Here is a 16,997-nt window from a genome sequence, read left to right as displayed (position 1 = left end):
TGGCTCCCTGATTACTGCTTGGCCGGCGCGGCGCCGGCAGCTTGCGGCTGCTGCGGCTGCGGCGCCTTGGCGCTGGCCTCGGTGGCGACGACTTCAACGCCGGGGCGCACCATCTGCAGGCCTTCCACGATCACGCGGTCGCCGGCGGACAGGCCGTCCGTCACGAGCCACTTGTCGCCGATGGCGCGGTCGGTCTTCAGGTCACGCAATTCGACCTGGTTCTTGGCGTTGACGACCAGCGCGGTCGGCTGGCCGCGCTGGTTGCGCGTCACGCCGCGCTGCGGCACCAGCAGGCCGTCGGCCGCGACGCCGTCAGCCAGGCGCGCGCGCACGAACATGCCGGGCAACAGGCGCCGGTCGGGATTGGGGAACACCGCGCGCAGCGTGATCGAGCCCGTGCCCGGGTCCACGGTCACTTCCGAAAACTGGAGCTTGCCGGTCTCTTTGTATTGCGAGCCGTCTTCCAGCGTCAGCGTGACCAGCGCGGCCTGCTCGCCGTCGGCCTTTTGCAGCTGGCCGCTGGCCAGGGCGTCCTGCAGGCGCAGCAATTGCACGCTGGACTGCGTGAGGTCGACGTAGATGGGGTCGATTTGCTGCACTGCGGCGAGCGCGCTGGTCTGGTTGGCCGTCACGAGCGCGCCTTCGGTGACCGCGGAGCGGCCGATGATGCCGTCGATGGGCGACAGCACCTTGGTGTATACGAGGTTGATGCGGGCCGTGTCCAGCGCCGCCTTGGCCGACAGCACGTCGGCGGCGGCCTGATCGCGCGAGGCGACGGCGTTGTCGTAGGTCTGCTGGCTGACCGCGCGGGTGGCGACCAGCGGCTTGTAGCGTTCGGCCAGCAGCGCGGCCGTCTTCTGCTGCGCCTGGGCGCGGGCCAGCGCAGCCTTCTGGCTGTCGACGTTGGCCTGGTAGAGGGCGGGATCGATCTGATAGAGCTGTTCGCCGGCCTTGACCTCGCCGCCCTCGGTGAAGAGGCGCTTCTGGACGATGCCGTTGACCTGCGGGCGGACTTCGGCCACGCGGAACGGGGACGTGCGGCCAGGCAGTTCGGTGGTAAGGGAAACGGGCTGCGTCGCCAAGGTGACGACCGTGACCTGCGGCTTGCCCGCCTGGGGCGCCTCTTGCTTCTTGCCGCAAGCGGCCAGGGTGAGAGCCGATGCCGTCAGCGCGAAAACCGCCGCGCCGCGCCACATAGCGCTTTTCTTATTCATAGATTGCATTCCCGATTTCAATAAAGGTAGCCCCGCGCCGCGCAAACGCCGCGTGCCGGTTGGCCCTGAAGGAGCCGGTTTGCCTGGGGCGATTCTGCGAAGAACATCAGCCCGTCAGACCGTCTTGGCGCGGTCCGCGGCGTTCGACCTGGGTGGATTCGCGTGGAACACGCAAGGCTGGACGTTTATCGCATTGCTGCATTGCAGAACTCGCATTCTGAGTTATCCCGCTTTAGAAACAAAGGGGCATGAAGAGAAAACATCATTCCATTTATGGGACAATTGTCCGATCCGCACTGTGACAAAATTCGGTCATGAAACGCCTACAGGGAATGGAACTCTTCGTCGAGGTCGCCAAGACAAACAGTTTTAGCCGCGCCGCGGCTTCGCTGGGCGTGCCAAAGTCGACCTTGTCTCGCCAGGTGGCCGAATTGGAGCGGTCCGTGGGGCTGCGGCTGCTGAGCCGCACCACGCGCAAGGTGGAACTGACCGACGCCGGGCGGTTGTATTTCGAACGCTGCCAGCGCATCGTGGCCGAGGCGCAGATCGCCCATGAAGAACTGCAGAAGCTGGTGGACACGCCGGCCGGGCCGCTGCGGGTGAACATGCCCGCGGACTTCGGCACGGACTTCCTGGCTGAATCGTTCATGGAGTTTTCCCGGCGCTATCCCGATGTGACGTTTTTCCTGGACCTCGCGAACCCGGACCACGCATCGCGCGTGTTCCAGACCTGCGACGTGTCGATCGAAATCGGCGACCTGCCCGACTCGACCCAGATTGCAAGATTGCTGGGCATGCTGCCTGCCTACCTGTATGCCTCGCGCGAATACCTGGAGAAGCACGGCGAACCGAAGCATCCCAGCGACTTGACCCGGCACGAGTGCATTGAGTTCCGCGCGGAAGGCGCCGGCCGCGTGACGCGCTGGCCGCTCACCAACGGCGAACAGCACATCGAGTTCACGCCGGGCAACCGGTTTTCCGTCAACGGCGTCGCCATGGCCCGCCGCCTGGCCATGCTGGGCGCGGGCATTGCGGTGCTGGTGGGAGGTCAGTTGGCGGAACAGCAGTCCGGCCAGTTGCAGCGCGTGCTGCCCGACTGGCAGCTTGGCCCGTTTCCGGTCCACGCCGTCACCGAGACGCGCCTGCTGCCCGCCAAGACCCGGATCTTCATCGAGTTCCTGATGGAGCGGCTGGGCAGCCACTGGCAAGCGAAGGATACGCCTGCTTTCATGAAACGCGGCTAAGGCCGAAACAGACTGAAAAATCCTTAGTACGCCGACAGCAGATGTCGGGACGGGTGACTAATCAGGGAGCGAGTGTCAGAAGGACTCGTCGTCGCGCAAATAGCGCCATTGGCCCAGCGGCAGGTCGCCCAGCGCAACACGGCCGATGCGCACGCGTTTGAGGCCGATCACTTTCAAGCCCACCATTTCGCACATGCGGCGGATCTGGCGTTTCTTGCCTTCCCGCAGCACGAAACGCAGTTGGTCGTGGTTCTGCCAGCGCACCTGGGCGCGCTTGAGCGGCTTGCCGTCCAGCGACAGGCCGTGGTTCAGCAAGGCCAACCCGTTGTCGGAGAGCTCGCCCTGCACACGCACCAGATATTCCTTGTCGATGGTGGAGTCTTCGCCAATCAGTTGCTTGGCGACGCGGCCGTCCTGCGTCAGGACGAGCAGCCCTTGCGAATCGATGTCCAGGCGGCCAGCGACGGCCAGGCCGTCGAGGTGGGCGCGTTCGAAGCGCTGCGGGGCGCGGTCGCCGGCAAAGCGCGAGCGTGAATCGATCAGCGCCACGGCGGGCGTGTAGCCTTTTTCGGCCTGGCCGGACACATAGCCCACGGGCTTGTTGATCAGGATGGTGACGCGGGAGGTCTGGCGCGCGTGCGCGGCGCGTTCCAGCGTGATGACCTGGTCGGGATAGGCGCGCGCGCCCAATTCGGACACGACGACGCCGTCGACGCGGACCCAGCCGCGCTCGATATAGCTGTCCGCCTCGCGGCGGGAACAGAGTCCGCGCTCGGACATGAGCTTGGAGATACGTACTTTTTCCATGGGCGGTATTGTATGCGGACGGCCGGTGCCCCCCTGCCCTGCGGCATTGCGACGCAGACGGCCTTCGGGCGGGGCTTGGCATAATACGCAGCCATGACGAAACCCGCAGCCCATTGCCCCCCTCTCGCCGCCGGCTGGCTGGCGCAAGCCCCGGCCCTTCTGTCCCCCGCCCAACGCCACTGGCTGTTCCGGCCCGGCGCACTTACCGCTGGTTTGCGCCAGGTCGGGCAGGTGCGTCTGCGGGTGTTGGCCGAGTATGCCGATGGCGCGCCGGCCGACGAGGCGCGTGCGATGCGCATTGCGCCGGGCGCACCGGTGTGGATCCGCGAGGTATTGATGTCCGTGAACGGTGTGGACAGCGTCCCGGCGCGCAGCCTGACGCCGCTGACGGCCTCGCACGGGGCCTGGCAAGGCATGCGGCGCCTGCTGACCCGGCCGCTGGCCGACATGCTGTATCACGACAGCACGGTGATCCGGTCACCCTTTGCGTGCCGCCGCCTGGCCTCGCCCGTACCGTTCCATGCCACCGCCGCGAACGTGCTGCCGCCTGAAGCCCGCGCGCTGCAGGCCGGCCGCATCTGGGCGCGCCGTTCGGTATTCTGGCGCCAAGGCCAGCCGTTGCTGGTGGCCGAGTGCTTTCTGCCGGACTTCTGGGAACTGATCGCCGGCCAGCCCGTGCCGCCGCTCGTGCCGCACCAGCGCACGCCGCGCTGAGGCGGCGGAGTGCGGGCCGCAGCGAAAACGTTCAGCCCACGCGGCGCCCCCGCTGCTGTCGCAACCGCGCACACCGCCCCGATTCAGGAACCCTGCCCCCCGCTGTAAGCGGGTTCAGCCTTCGTACCGCCGCCCTTGCTCCAGCAGTTCCGGCGTGCCGATCACGTCATTGAGCCCGTCGAAATCCAGCATGCTGTCCTTCCACGGCCCCGTCGTGCCGTGCTGGCGCAGGCTGCCGTAGTAACCCTGCAGCGTATGCGCGACGGCGCGCGCGGTGCCGCCCGGGAAGATCACGATGCGAAACCCCACGGCGGCGAGCGCGCCGGCGTCCTGCACTGGCGTCTTGCCGCCCTCCACCATGTTGGCCAAGAGCGGCACGCGCGCCGCAAAGCGGTCGCAGGCCGCGCGCATCTGTTCCGGCGTGCGCAGCGCTTCGATGAAGAGCGCGTCCGCGCCAGCTTCCAGATAGGATTCTGCGCGGTCCAGCGCCGAATCCAGGCCCTCGGACGCCAGCGCGTCGGTGCGCGCCAGGATCAGCGTCGACGCATTGACGCGTGCGTCCACGGCGGCGCGCAGCTTGCCGCACATCTCGGCAGCGGGAATCACGCTCTTGCCGTCCAGGTGGCCGCAGCGCTTGGGAAAGGTCTGGTCTTCGAGCTGGATCATGGCCGCGCCCGCGCGCTCGAAGCCGCGCACGGTGCGCTGGGTGTTCAGCGCGTTGCCGAATCCCGTGTCGGCATCCACGATCACGGCCGCCGACACGCGCTCGGCGATGCGCGCCAGCGTGTCCTCGACCTCGGTGTACGTGGTCAGGCCAATGTCCGAGCGGCCCAGCCGCGAGTAAGCGATGGACGCGCCCGACAGGTACAGCGCGGAAAAGCCCGCCTGCTCGGCGATCAGCGCCGACAAGGCGTCGTAGACGCCGGGAGCCAGCACGGTGCCGGCCGCCAATTGCGCTTTCAGATTCTGTGTTTGCATCTTGGGTTCCTAATCCAGGCGGCGCCCGAGCAGCGCCGCCGCCGTGGCCGCGGCGATATGGCCGCCCGCAACCGCGCTGAGCAAGCCGTTGCCGGACAGATAGCCCGACACGTCGTTGCCCGAAACGCCCCGGGCGGCGCCGCCCGCGGCCAAGAGGTTGGGCAGCGCCTGGCCGGCGTTGTCCAGGACGCGGCATTGCGCGTCGATGTCCAGTCCGCCTTGTGTGTGAAAGAGTGCGCCCGTCACCTTGACCGCGTGGTACGGCGCCTGCAGGGTCCGTTCAAAGCGGCGTCCCAGCGGATCCAGCGCGCCGGGGCGGACCGCATCCAGCGTCTGGCCCAGCACGAGCGGATCGCAGCCGATCAGCGCGGCCAGCTCGGGCACGCCGGCGCACGTCTTGAGCGCCTGGCCTTGCTCGGCCTGCACAAAGTCGGGAAACCCGCGCGCCAGCGCAAGCGTGCGGTCGTCGAAGACGTTCCAGGCGACCGAGTCCGGCTGCGCCAGCACGTGGACCGCGGCCTCGGAATAGCCGTGCGTCTCGTCGTGAAAGCGCCGGCCCTCGCGGTTGATCTGCACGCCGCCGTCCATCATCACGGCCCAGGAAATCAGCGCGCCTTGTGGGGTGGCCCAGGAGCCGTGGCCCTGGTAGCCGCCCAGGTCCGCCAGGCGCGCGCCCAGTTGCGTGCCCCACTGGATGGCGCTGCCGTCGTTGCCCGCGTGGCCGCCGTAGACGGCCTCGCGCATGGCGGGCAGGTACTCGCCCACCATTGCGGCGTTGCCGCCAAAGCCGTTGCAGGCCAGGATCAGGACATCGCAGCCGATCACGTCGACCGAGCCGTCCGGGCGTTCGCAGCCCACGGCCGAGACTCGGCCTTCGTCGTCCGTCCAGATTTCGCGAGCCAGCGCGCGCGTCAGCAGGTAGGCGCCAGCCCCGGTGGCGGCGCGTTCCAGGGCGGCGACCAGCGCGGCGCCGGTGCGCTCGGGCAGCGTGTGCATGCGCCGCGCCGTGTGTCCCGGATACAGGAAGCCGTCCAGCACCTCGAAGCGCAGCCCGTGCGCGGCCAATGCGTCCATGGCAGCGGCGGCCGCGCCGGTGTAGGCAGCCACCAGGGCCGGCGAGGCCGCGCCGTTGGCCTTGGCCTGGATGTCGGCAGCAAAGCGCTGCGCGTCGTCCTCGATGCCTGCGGCGCGCTGCACGGCAGAGCCTGCCGCGGGAATGAAACCGGAAGACAGCGCCGTGGATCCGGTGGGCACGGCATCGCGTTCGATCAGCACCGTCTCGATGCCGGCGCTGGCCAGACGCAGCGCAGCAGTCAGGCCGCAGGCGCCCGCGCCGATGATGGCCACCGGCACGTGCATCGCGTCCGCGCCGGGCGCCTCGCCCCTTCTGACGACGGGTGCGCTCACGATGCCAGCCTGTCCAGCAGGTCCTGGCACGACACCACTTCGGCCACCGTGCGCAGGTCCGCCAGCGCGGCCTCGTGCATGGCGGGTGTCGGCGCGGCGCAGCCATCGGCCAGCACCGTCACGTGATAGTCGCGCATGTGGGCGTCGCGCACCGTGCTGGCGACCCCGCCATTGGTGACGATGCCGGCCACGACCACGCTGGAGATGCCCGCGCGCCGCAGCACCCAATCGAGCTGCGTGTTGAAGAAGGCGGAGTACGCGACCTTCCAGACCGATACGTCGACCAGCCCGTCCAGCTCGGCCACGTTGGCCTGCCCGGGGGAGCCGGCCACGAAATCGCCACGGCGCAGGAACGGGCGCAGTTGCTTGAGATGCGGCGAGATCATGGGTTCGCCATGCGCATCGGGCCACAGCGTGAACTGGCTGGCGGCCACGAAACCGCCCTGCCCCTTGAGCGCGCGGGCCACGGGCGCGACCCGCGCGGGCAAGGCCCTGGCCTGCGGGCTGACCGCGCCGCCGCGGTCGTAGGCGCCGCCCGGCGCCAGGAAGTCGTTCTGCAAGTCGATGATGACCAGCGCGGTCGTGCGGGGATCAAAGGCGTGCATTTCGGGCTCCTACGATGCAGTCCGGGCGATCAGCAGATTACCCAGGGAATCGACCCGGCCCGCAAAGCCGGGCTCGATCCAGATGGTGGTGTCGGGCTGTTCAAGGATGGCGGGGCCCGCCACCTCGGCGCCGACCGGCAGGTCCAGACGCGCGTAGCGCACCGCATCGTGCCATTGCCCGGCATGAAAGACGGCCTGCGTGCCCAGCGCGGCGGGCATGGCTGTGCTGGTGGGCGCCAAGAGGGCCAGATCGAACTTGGGACGCTGGCCGATCCGCGCGTAGCGCAGGTTCAGGATGCGGACCGCAATGCCGGTGAGGCTGCGGCCAAAGGCGGCCTGGTAGGCGCGGTCGAATGCGGCGGCAATGCCTTCGCGGCTGAGGTCCGCGCGGCCCACCTCGACACGCACGGTGTGGCTCTGGCCCACGTACAGCATGTCCAGTTCGATGCTTTCGCGGATGCCCTCGAACGACACACCCGCCGAATCCAGGCGCTGCTGGCAGGCGCCTGCCAGCCCGTCGATGCGGGCCAGCAGGTCGGCCGCGTCCAGCGCATCCAGCGCCACGTTCAGGGTCTGCACGCCGTCATGGCGCATGTCGGCCATGACACAGCCCAGCGCCGACGTCACGCCCGGATAGCGCGGCACAATGCCGTGGGCGGCGTCCACCTCGTTCATCATGGCGCAGACGTGCAGCGCGCCGCCGCCGCCGAACGGCATGTAGGCAAACTTGCGCGGATCGTGGCCGCGCTCGATGGACACGACGCGGATCGCGCCCGCCATCTTGGCGTTGGCAACCGTCAGGATGGCTTCCGCGGCCGCATGGACGTCCAGGCCCAGCGGACGCGCCACGTGTTCCTCGATGGCGGCGCGCGACAGATTGACGTCCATCTTGGCCAAAAGACCGCCGCCCAACGGGCGGTCCGCGGCAATGCGGCCCAGCAGCACGTTGGCGTCCGTGACGGTGGGCCGGGTATTGCCGCGGCCATAGCAGGCCGGGCCGGGGATGCTGCCCGCGGATTCAGGGCCGACTTGCAGCAGCCCGCCGGCGTCGACGCTGGCGATCGAGCCGCCGCCCGCGCCAATGGTTTCGATCTGGATCATCGGCGCGCGCACGACCATGCCGAAGTCGATGGCGGTCTGCGCCGACAGCGAGGCCTCGCCCTCGGCCACCAGCGACACGTCGAACGAGGTGCCGCCCATGTCGCCCGTGACCACATTGGGAAAGCCTGCGGCGCGTGCGATGGCCGCGCAGGCGATCACGCCGGCCGCCGGCCCCGACAAGGCGGTGCGCACGGGCACGTCGCACGCCGTCTGGCGCGACATCACGCCGCCATTGCTCTGCACCACCAGCAGTTCGCCCTGGAAGCCGTGCTGCTGCAGATCGGATTCCAGGCGCGTCAGGTAGCTGCCCACCACGGGCTGCAGCGCAGCGTTCAGCACCGCCGTCGAGCACCGCTCGAACTCGCGGATCTCGGGCAGCACCTCGGTGGCGGCGGTGACGTTGCCGTTGGGCCAGATGGCGCGCACGCGGGCGGCAGCCTGAGCCTCGTTGACGGGATTGGCGTAGGCGTTCACGAAGAACACGCAGACCGCCTCGCAGCCTTGCGCCAGCAGCGTGCGCGCCGCGGCCTCCACCTGGTCCAGGTCCACGGGCGTGTGCAGCGCGCCATCGGCCAGCACGCGCTCGCGCACTTCCAGGCGCAGATCGCGCGGCACGACGGGTTCATAGTTGCCGCGCAGCCCCCAGGTCTGCGGCCGGTCGCGGCGGCGCATTTCCAGCACGTCGCGAAAGCCCTCGGTCGTGATGATGCCGGTGCGCGCGACCTTGCGCTCCAGTAGTGCGTTGGTGCCCACGGTGGTGCCGTGCACGATCGTCGCGATGTCGCCGGCGCCGTCAGCTACGCGGGCGATGCCGTTCATGAAGCCGCGCGCTTCCTCGCCGCGGGTCGACGGCACCTTGACCACGCGGGCGCTGCCGCCCGCCTCGTCCAGCACGAACAGATCCGTGAACGTGCCGCCCACGTCCACGCCCACCACCAAACCTTGCGCCGCGCTCATGCCGACTGCTCCTTCTGAATGTCGCTCACATAGCCCATCTTGCGGTCGTGCTCGCGCGCCGCGGGGTCACGCCGCGCGGGATCGCCATAGCCGCCTCCGCCCGGGGTTTCCAGGCGCACGCGGTCGCCGCGCTGCAGCCGGATGCCCAGCATCTTCGAACTCATGGGCGGGGACAGCCACTGGCCGTCCTGCTGATAGCGAAAGACGTTGAGCGCGGCCTGGCCGCCGCCCGCGATGCCCTTGGGCGCGCTGCGGCCGCGCTCGCCGAAGATGAAGGCCTCGGCGCTGTCTTCCAGTAATTCAATTTCATAGATGGCGCCCAGGCCACCGCGATGCGCGCCATCGCCCGCCGAATCCGGACGCAGCGCCCATTGCGTGAAGCGCACCGGATACGCCGCTTCCAGGATTTCCAGCGGCGGAATGGTGGCGGTGGAGATCGGCGCGTTGCCGTGGCTCAGGCCGTCGCCGTCCGAATGCCCGCCGTGGCCGCCGCCAAAGAAGCTGAACATCACCCAGCGCTGGCCCTTGCGGGCGGCGTCGCTGCGGTAGCCGGCGATCGACAGCGCGTTGATGGTGCCGTAGGCCTGCGCCATGGCGCGGTCCGGCGCGGCCTGGGCCATCGCGCAGAAGATCACGTCGATCATGCGCAGGATGGTCTCGGTGTAGCCGCCCACCGGACGCGGACGGTCGGCCGAGATCACCAGGCCGTCCGGCAGCGTCACCTCCACCGCGTCCAGCACGCCCGCGTTGGCTGGGACATCCGGGAACAGGTGCTTGAGCGCCACATAGCAGGCCGCGATGGCGGTGGCGCGCGAGATGTTGACCGGACCCGCGCAGGCCGGCGACGTGCCGGTGAAGTCCAGCCCCAGGCGGTCACCGGCGATGGTGAGCTTGAGCGCGATGCGCAGCGGCGCGTCGCGCACACCGTCGTTGTCCAGCATGTCTTCAAAGGCGTACTCGCCATCCGGCAGGCGGGCGATGTGATCGCGCATCAGGCGGCGCGCCCGTTCGCGCAGGGTGTCCAGGGACTCCAGCACCGTGGCGTCGCCGTATTCGTCCAGCAGACCGTCCAGCCGGCGCGCGCCCAGTTCCAGCGCCGCGAGCTGGCCGTTCAGATCGCCCCACAGGCTGTCGGGCAGACGGGTGTTGGCCTTCAGGATGGCCAGCACGTCCTGGTCCAGCACGCCCGCGCGCACGATGCGCACGGGCGGGATCTGCACCGCTTCCTGCCAGCATTCGGTGGCGGCCGGGTTGTAGTTGCCGGGCACCGCGCCGCCCACGTCATGCCAGTGGGCCGCCGACGCCAGAAAGCAGAACAGCTTGCCGCCGCGGAACACCGGCTTGACCAGCTTGAAGTCGTTGGCGTGCGTGCCGCCTTCGTACGGATCGTTGAACAGCCACACGTCGCCATCCACCATGCCGCCACGGTCGGCCGCCGCCTTGGCGGCCGCCTTCACCGCGAACGCCATCGCGCCCACGAAGACGGGCAGGCCCGACTTGCCCTGGATCAGCGTGGCGCCGGTGGCGGCGTCGTACATGCCGTGGCAGGCGTCATGGGCCTCGGCGATGATGGGATTGAACGCGCTGCGGTACAGCGTCGCGTCCATTTCGTCGGCGATCTGTTCCAGGCGGCCCTTCAGGACCGCCAGGGTAACGGGGTCAAGCATGATGTTGTTCCTAAGAGGTTTGACGCTGTTTCAGCAGATTCAGCAGTCCGCCGGCCTGCACCATGTCAAGCAGGAAGCCGGGCACGGGCTCGCAGTGCAATTCGGCGGGCGTACCGCCGGGACGGCCGATGCGGCCGGCGGCCGGGTCGAACGTGATGCCTTCGCCCTCGGCAAGGGTGTCGGCCTGGCTGCACGTCAGGAGCAGCAGCCCCACGTTGAACGCGTTGCGGAAATACAGGCCGTTGAAGGACGGCGCGATCACGGCGGCCACGCCCAGGCGCACGAGCGCCGCGGCCGCCTGCTCGCGCGACGAGCCGATGCCGAAGTTGGGGCCGGCCACCAGCACGTCGCCGGGCTGGACCTGGCCGGCGAATTCGGGACGGACCCGCTGCAGGCAGTGGCGAGCGATCTCGTCGATGCCGAATTTCATGTAGGCGCCCGGCGCCAGCGCATCGGTGTCGATGTCCGCGCCCACGCGCCAGACGCGGTGCGTCGTGGTGTCTGCGTTCATGCCAGGAACTCCCGGGGATCGGCCACGCGGCCCGCCACGGCCGACGCCGCGACGGTGTAGGGCGACGCCAGGTAGACCTGCGCGGTCTCCGAGCCCATGCGCCCCTTGAAATTGCGCGCGGTGGTGGAAATGACGCTGGCGCCGTCCGGAATGGACCCGCCATAGCCCGCACAGGCGCCGCAAGACGTGGCCAGCACCTGGGCCCCGGCGTCGCGCAGCACCTGCATGACGCCTTCGCGGTCGGCCTGTTCCTGATCCACGCGGCTGGCCGGCGCCACCATCAGTTGCATGCCGTCCGCCAGCCGGCGGCCGCGCAGCACGCTGGCCGCGGCGCGCAGGTCGTCCAGCTTGGCGCCGGTGCAGGCGCCGATGTAGGCCACCTGCACCGGTACGTCGTTGTATTGGTCCACGCCGCGCGCGTTGGCCGGGCTGTGCGGCGCGGCGACCTGCGGGGCCAGCGCCGCGGCATCGAACTCGTGCCATTCGGCGTCGGCCTGCGGGTCGCTCTGCCAACGCGCCAGGTCCAGGTCCGCCGTCACGCCCGCCTCGCGCAGATAGGCCGCGGTGGTCTCGTCCGGGGCGATCAGGCCCACCTGCGAGCCCAGCTCGGCGCTCATGTTCGACAGCGTCATGCGCTCTTGCATGGACAGCGCGCGCACGGCCTCGCCGCAGAATTCCACCGCCTGGTAGCGCCCGCCGTTCATGCCGTAGCGGCCGATCATGTGCAGCATCATGTCCTTGGCGGTGACGCCGGCCGCCAGCTGGCCGCGCCAGTGCATCATCAGCGTCTTGGGCACCTTGACCCAGATCTGGCCGGTGACCGCCACGCCCAGCATTTCGGTGCTGCCGATGCCGAACATATACGCGCCAAACGCGCCGCCGGTCGGCGAATGCGAATCGCCACCCACACAGAACATGCCGGGGCGGATGTGGCCGTGCTGCGGCACCACCACGTGACAGATGCCGACCGAGTCATACACGTTGGGCAGTTGCTGCTCCGCGGCCCAATCGCGCGCGATGCGCACGATGCGGCGCGATTCGTCGTCCGATTCCGGCACGTAGTGGTCGATGACCAGCACGATGCGGGACGGGTCCCACAACGTGGCGCCCAGCTCTTGCAACATGGGCTGCAGGCGCCGGGGGCCGCTGGAATCGTGGAACATCGCCAGGTCGACCGCACAGGTCACGATTTCGCCTTCGGCCACCGTCTCCCGCCCGCAGGCGGCGGCGATCAGCTTCTGGGCCAGGGTTTGAGGCTGGGCCATGATTACATCCCCAGATAGGCGCGGCGCACGTCGTCGCTGGCCAAAAGGTCGGGACAGCTGCCGCTGTAGCGCACGGCGCCGTTTTCCAGCACATAGGCCCGCTGCCCGGTTTCGAGAGACTGGCCCACGTTCTGCTCGACCAGCAAGATCGCCAGTCCGTCGCCATGCAACCGCTTGATGAGGCCGAACAGTTCCTCGACCATCAGCGGCGACAGGCCAAGCGAGGGTTCGTCCAGGATCAGGAGGCGCGGCTCGGCCATGAGGCCGCGGCCGATGGCCAGCATCTGCTGCTCCCCGCCCGACATCGTGCCGGCCAGCTGATCCAGGCGTTCGCGCAGCCGCGGAAAAATGTCCAGCACCTTGTCCAGGTTCTGCGCGCGGCGCGCGCGCGCCCGGGTGAACGAGCCCAGTTCCAGGTTCTCGCGCACGCTCAGGTTCGGGAACACGCGGCGCCCCTCGGGCACCTGGATCAGGCCCGCCTGCACCACCTGACGGTAGTGGCGGCCAGTCAGGTCCTGGCCTTCGAAGCGCACCGTGCCGCCCCACGGCCGGCACAGGCCGCACACCGTGTTGTTCAGGGTGGATTTGCCCGCGCCGTTGCTGCCCAGCAGCACCACGATCTCGCCCGCGCCCACGTCCAGGTCCACGCCGCGCAGCACTTCCATGCGCCCGTAGCCCGCCCGCAAGCCTTTGACCTCCAGCAACGCGCTCATGCCGGCGCTCCCTGCGCGGCAAGCCGCGCCGCCGCGCCGTGGCCCAGATAGGCCTCCACGACCTTCGGGTCGCGCGTGACCTCGCCGGGCGTGCCCGAGGCGATCAGGCGGCCCTGCGCCAGCACCCACACATGCTCGGCCAGGCTCATCACCGCCCGCATCACGTGTTCGATCATCAGCACGGTGACGCCATCGTCCACCAGCTTTTTCACCACCGGAATCATCTCGTCGATCTCACTGGGGTTCAGGCCCGCCAGCACCTCGTCCAGCAGCAGGAGGCGCGGCCGTGTGGCCAGCGCGCGCGCCAGCTCCAGGCGCTTGCGTCCGGCCACCGTCAGATCCGCGGCGGGCTTATCCAGCGAGGCCTGCAGGTTGACGCGCGCGGCCACGGCCTCGGCCGCGGCAAGCGCCTCGTCGCGGTCCGCCAGGCGCAGATGCGCCCCCACGGCGATGTTCTGGCGCACGGTCTGCGCGCCGAATGGCTGCACGATCTGGAAAGTGCGGGTCAGACCGAGCCGCGCGGATTCGTGCGGCGCCTGCCCGGTGATGTCCTGGCCGGCGAAGTGCACCGAACCCGACCCGGGCTTCAGAAAACCCGACAGCAGGCCGAACAGCGTGGTCTTGCCCGCGCCGTTGGGGCCGACCAGCGCGGTCAGCGAGCCTTCCCGCACATCCAGGCTCACGTCCTGCACGGCCTTCAGGCCGCCGAACGTGATGGACAAATTGCGCGCTTGAAGCAGGATGTCAGACACGGGCGCGCTCCTTCATTCCAAACAGGCGGCCAAGCGACTGCCCGCCGCCGGTGATGCCGCGCGGCATGAACATCACGATCAGGATCAGCACCACGCCGTAGATCACCATGCTGATGCCCGGCAGCTCGCCGAAGAGGTTGCGGGTCAGGTCGGCCAGCGCATGCAGCGTCACCGCGCCCAGCAGCGGTCCCCACAGGGTCCCCATGCCGCCCACGATGGCGCCCACCAGCGCCTCCACCGATACGGCCGAGCCAAAGGCGATGCCGGGGTCGATGTACTGGAAGACCTGCACGTAGAAGGCGCCGGCCACGCTCATGAAGGCGGCCGACAGCGCAATGCCGCCCAGCTTGACGCGCAGCGGATTCACGCCGATGGCGCGCGCCGCGTCCTCGTTGTCGCGCACGGCCTGCAGGTAGGCGCCGAAGCGCGAATGGCGCAGCCACGCGGTCACCAGCAGGGCCAGCAGCACGAACGCAAGCAGCAGGTAGATGTAGCCGCGGCGCGAGCCGAACTGCATGTTGGCCACGCCTTCCTGCAGCGGCACCATCAGCCCGACGCCGCCGCCGGTAAACGAGGCCGACAGCGCCAGGATGCGAAAGACTTCAGCGAATGCCAGCGTCACCAGCGCAAAATACGAGCCCTTGAGCCCGTAGCGGAACGTCAGCCCGCCCACCGCCACGCCGACCAGCGCGCCTAGCGCAATCGCCATGGGCAGCACCAGCCACGGGTTCAGGCCCAGGTTCAACTGGCCCAGCGCCTGCGCGTACGCGCCCACGCCAAAAAAGAGCGCATGCCCGAACGACAGCTGGCCGCCGTATCCACCCAGGATGTTCCAGGCCTGCGACAGCAGCGCCGCGTAGAGCGACATCATCACGAACGTCAGCAGCACGCCCGACTGGGCCAGCGCGGCCACGGCCACGAGCACCACCCCGAATAGCGCGATAGCGAAAAGATCCCGTTTCATGCTCAGCCCCTCGCCCCGAACAGCCCCTGCGGGCGAAACAGCAGCACCGCGATGAAGATCGCGAAGATGCCCATCTGTCCCAGCGAGTCGCCCAGGAACAGGCCGCCGATGGACTCCACCACGCCAATGAGCAGTCCGCCCACCAGCGCCCCCACGAAACTGCCCATGCCGCCCAGCACCACGATGGTGAAGGCGACCAGCACGAAGCCGCTGCCCACCTGCGGATTGACGTAGTAGGCCGGCAGCAGAAAGCACGCCGCCGCGCCCAGGCAGGCCATGCCGATGCCGAACGACACCGCGTAGACCTTTTCCACGTCGATGCCCATCAGCTTGGCGCCCTGCTTTTCGCGGGCGACGGCGCGGATGGCGCGGCCCAGGTCGGTGCTGCGGATGATCCAGAACAGCACCGCCGCCACCGCCAGCGCGCCGCAGAAGGCGATGACCTTGGGCAGCGCGATCATGGCCGGGCCGATCTCGACCGTGGACAGCGTGTACGCGGTGTCGATGCTGCGCGTGTCGGACTTGAACCAGACCAGCGCCAGGTTCTCCAGCACGATCGCCAGGCCCAGCGTCACGAGCAGGATGTTCTCGTCCTTGCCGTGGCTGGCGCGGTTGATGACGACGCGCTGCAAGGCGTAGCCCAGCACGAACATGCCGGGCACGACCAGCGGCAAGGCGGCATAGGGGTCGATGCCCAGCCGGTCCTTGAGCAGGTAGACGGCGTACAGCGCCACCATGAGCGCCGCGCCGTGGGCAAAGTTGATGATGTGCAGCACCCCGTAGATCAGGGTCAGGCCCAGGGCGATGAGCGCGTACACCGCGCCCGTCGTCAGGCCGTTCAGCACCGAGGAAAAGAGGATGGCGGGATCGAGCATGGATCTTGTCAGGCCTTCAGCGGGAACACGGCATCGGCCTGGCGGTATTCGGCCGGAAAGATCACCTTGATGTCGCCGCCGATCACCTGCGTGAGCAGCGGCTGCGCCCCGGTGTTCTGGCCATTGACGAACTTGGTCGGGCCATAGGGCATCAGGTTGTCCTGGAAGGTGCTGGACGCCAGTGCCTCGATGATCGCGGCGCGGTCGGCGGACTTGGCACGCTCCAGCGCATCGGCCAGCAGCAGCATCGCGGTGTAGGTCATGAAGACCTCGTAACTGAAGTACGCGCCCTTCTCTTCCACCCGGGCCTTCAGCGGCGCGACGCGCGCATCCTTCGGGTTGAACCAGTGGTTGCAGTCGATGATGCCGTTGGCGATGTCCGGAAATTCCTTCAGGAACTTGTAGCTGGAGGCCGCGCCGCCCAGCACCGAGTAGATGGCCTTGGGCTGCACCTTCTGCTGCTTCATGGCGCGCAGCAGCAAGGCGTATTCGTTGTAGTAGTTGGCCGGGATCACGATGTCGGGATTCACCGACCGCATGCGCAGCACGATGTTGTTGAAGTCGCGCGTCGGGTTCGGGTGCTTGACGACTTCCTTGACCTCGAAGCCGTGCTCCGGCAGCGCCTTGGACAGGAGCGCGGCGGTGCCCGTGCCGAACAACGAGTCCTCGTGCACGATCATCACGGTCTTGGCCGGCTTGCCGGCGGAGTCGTTCAGCGCGGCCAGGTCCAGGATGGCGCGTTCGCTACAGGCACGGTAGCCCGGACCGAAACGGAAGGTGTTCTTCAAGCCACGCTCGACGATCTGGTCGGCCACGCCCACGTCCACGACGTGCGGCAGGTTGTACTTGGCGGCCGTCTGCGTCGTGGCCAGGCAGATCGCCGACGCATACGCGCCCACGATCGCCGATACCCCCGCCTCGTTCATCTTCTCGACTTCGGCCGAGCCCGCCTCGGGACGCGATTGCGCATCGCCCAGCACCGCCTGCAGCGGCGCGCCGCCCAGCGACTTGATGCCGCCCGCCTTGTTGATGTCCTCGATGGCCAACAGCGCGCCCAGGCGGCATTGCTGGCCCGAATACGCCAGCGCGCCCGTCACCGGGTGCAGCACCCCGACTTTGATGGGCGCGGCGCCCTGCGACCGGGCCACCCACGGGGCGGACACGAGTGCCGCCGCGGCGGCGGATTGATAGAGGAAAGTGCGGCGCGAATTCATGGGCGGATC

Annotated in this window: 16 protein-coding genes; 2 read left to right on the top strand and 14 right to left on the bottom strand. The window is 68.8% G+C overall.

Going from position 1 to position 16,997, the window contains the following annotated elements:
- Positions 1–11: 11 nt before the first annotated feature.
- Entirely contained in the window at positions 12–1,214 is a 1,203-nt protein-coding gene (locus QEP15_RS10025) for an efflux RND transporter periplasmic adaptor subunit (RefSeq protein WP_062840886.1), read from the bottom strand.
- A 332-nt stretch (positions 1,215–1,546) separates the two neighbouring features.
- On the opposite strand from QEP15_RS10025, the gene QEP15_RS10020 reads away from it, so the two are divergent.
- Entirely contained in the window at positions 1,547–2,458 is a 912-nt protein-coding gene (locus tag QEP15_RS10020; RefSeq protein WP_152385477.1) for a LysR family transcriptional regulator, read from the top strand.
- Positions 2,459–2,533: 75 nt separating this feature from the next.
- Here QEP15_RS10020 and QEP15_RS10015 read toward each other — a convergent pair whose 3' ends face one another.
- On the bottom strand, positions 2,534–3,265 hold the full coding sequence (locus QEP15_RS10015) for a pseudouridine synthase (RefSeq protein WP_062840884.1): 732 nt from the start codon (positions 3,263–3,265) through the stop codon (positions 2,534–2,536).
- A 93-nt stretch (positions 3,266–3,358) separates the two neighbouring features.
- Here QEP15_RS10015 and QEP15_RS10010 point away from each other — a divergent pair, with 93 nt between their 5' ends.
- A complete protein-coding gene (locus tag QEP15_RS10010; RefSeq protein ID WP_280148741.1) occupies positions 3,359–3,979 on the top strand; it encodes a chorismate--pyruvate lyase family protein in 621 nt (206 codons plus the stop codon).
- A 114-nt stretch (positions 3,980–4,093) separates the two neighbouring features.
- Here QEP15_RS10010 and QEP15_RS10005 read toward each other — a convergent pair whose 3' ends face one another.
- Genes QEP15_RS10005 through QEP15_RS09950 form a run of 12 tightly spaced genes read right to left on the bottom strand, consistent with a single transcriptional unit; the run spans position 4,094 to position 16,988 of the window.
- A complete protein-coding gene (locus QEP15_RS10005) occupies positions 4,094–4,957 on the bottom strand; it encodes an isocitrate lyase/PEP mutase family protein (protein ID WP_279990191.1) in 864 nt (287 codons plus the stop codon).
- Between the two features lie 9 nt (positions 4,958–4,966).
- Positions 4,967–6,364, bottom strand: coding sequence for an FAD-dependent oxidoreductase (locus QEP15_RS10000; RefSeq protein ID WP_280148740.1), 1,398 nt, complete (start codon positions 6,362–6,364; stop codon positions 4,967–4,969).
- Positions 6,361–6,969, bottom strand: a complete 609-nt coding sequence (locus QEP15_RS09995) for a cysteine hydrolase family protein (protein ID WP_152384151.1) — start codon at positions 6,967–6,969, stop codon at positions 6,361–6,363. Before QEP15_RS09995 ends, QEP15_RS10000 begins: the two co-directional genes overlap by 4 nt.
- 9 nt (positions 6,970–6,978) lie before the next feature.
- Complete coding sequence (locus tag QEP15_RS09990; RefSeq protein WP_152384150.1) at positions 6,979–9,027, bottom strand: hydantoinase/oxoprolinase family protein; 2,049 nt, start codon at positions 9,025–9,027, stop codon at positions 6,979–6,981.
- Positions 9,024–10,694, bottom strand: coding sequence for a hydantoinase B/oxoprolinase family protein (locus QEP15_RS09985; protein ID WP_152384149.1), 1,671 nt, complete (start codon positions 10,692–10,694; stop codon positions 9,024–9,026). The genes QEP15_RS09990 and QEP15_RS09985 overlap by 4 nt, the downstream gene beginning before the upstream one ends.
- Before the next feature lie 10 nt (positions 10,695–10,704).
- Complete coding sequence (locus QEP15_RS09980; protein ID WP_152384148.1) at positions 10,705–11,205, bottom strand: LeuD/DmdB family oxidoreductase small subunit; 501 nt, start codon at positions 11,203–11,205, stop codon at positions 10,705–10,707.
- On the bottom strand, positions 11,202–12,470 hold the full coding sequence (locus QEP15_RS09975; RefSeq protein ID WP_062840876.1) for a 3-isopropylmalate dehydratase large subunit: 1,269 nt from the start codon (positions 12,468–12,470) through the stop codon (positions 11,202–11,204). Before QEP15_RS09975 ends, QEP15_RS09980 begins: the two co-directional genes overlap by 4 nt.
- Positions 12,471–12,472: 2 nt before the next feature.
- The gene (locus QEP15_RS09970; RefSeq protein ID WP_152384147.1) at positions 12,473–13,183 is read right to left on the bottom strand and encodes an ABC transporter ATP-binding protein; all 711 of its coding nucleotides are present in this window, start codon (positions 13,181–13,183) and stop codon (positions 12,473–12,475) included.
- Positions 13,180–13,935 carry an ABC transporter ATP-binding protein gene (locus QEP15_RS09965; protein ID WP_062840874.1) on the bottom strand — a complete coding sequence of 252 codons (756 nt, stop codon included), beginning with the start codon at positions 13,933–13,935 and terminating at the stop codon, positions 13,180–13,182. Before QEP15_RS09965 ends, QEP15_RS09970 begins: the two co-directional genes overlap by 4 nt.
- Positions 13,928–14,899, bottom strand: coding sequence for a branched-chain amino acid ABC transporter permease (locus tag QEP15_RS09960; protein ID WP_056316460.1), 972 nt, complete (start codon positions 14,897–14,899; stop codon positions 13,928–13,930). The genes QEP15_RS09965 and QEP15_RS09960 overlap by 8 nt, the downstream gene beginning before the upstream one ends.
- A gap of 2 nt (positions 14,900–14,901) precedes the next feature.
- Positions 14,902–15,774, bottom strand: a complete 873-nt coding sequence (locus QEP15_RS09955) for a branched-chain amino acid ABC transporter permease (RefSeq protein ID WP_056316458.1) — start codon at positions 15,772–15,774, stop codon at positions 14,902–14,904.
- 8 nt (positions 15,775–15,782) lie between these two features.
- Positions 15,783–16,988, bottom strand: coding sequence for an ABC transporter substrate-binding protein (locus tag QEP15_RS09950; RefSeq protein ID WP_152384146.1), 1,206 nt, complete (start codon positions 16,986–16,988; stop codon positions 15,783–15,785).
- Positions 16,989–16,997 lie beyond the last annotated feature (9 nt).

It is taken from the genome of Achromobacter mucicolens, from assembly GCF_029866465.1.
Taxonomy (GTDB): Bacteria; Pseudomonadota; Gammaproteobacteria; order Burkholderiales; family Burkholderiaceae_B; genus Achromobacter; species Achromobacter mucicolens.
This window is presented reverse-complemented; position numbering and strand designations above follow the sequence as displayed.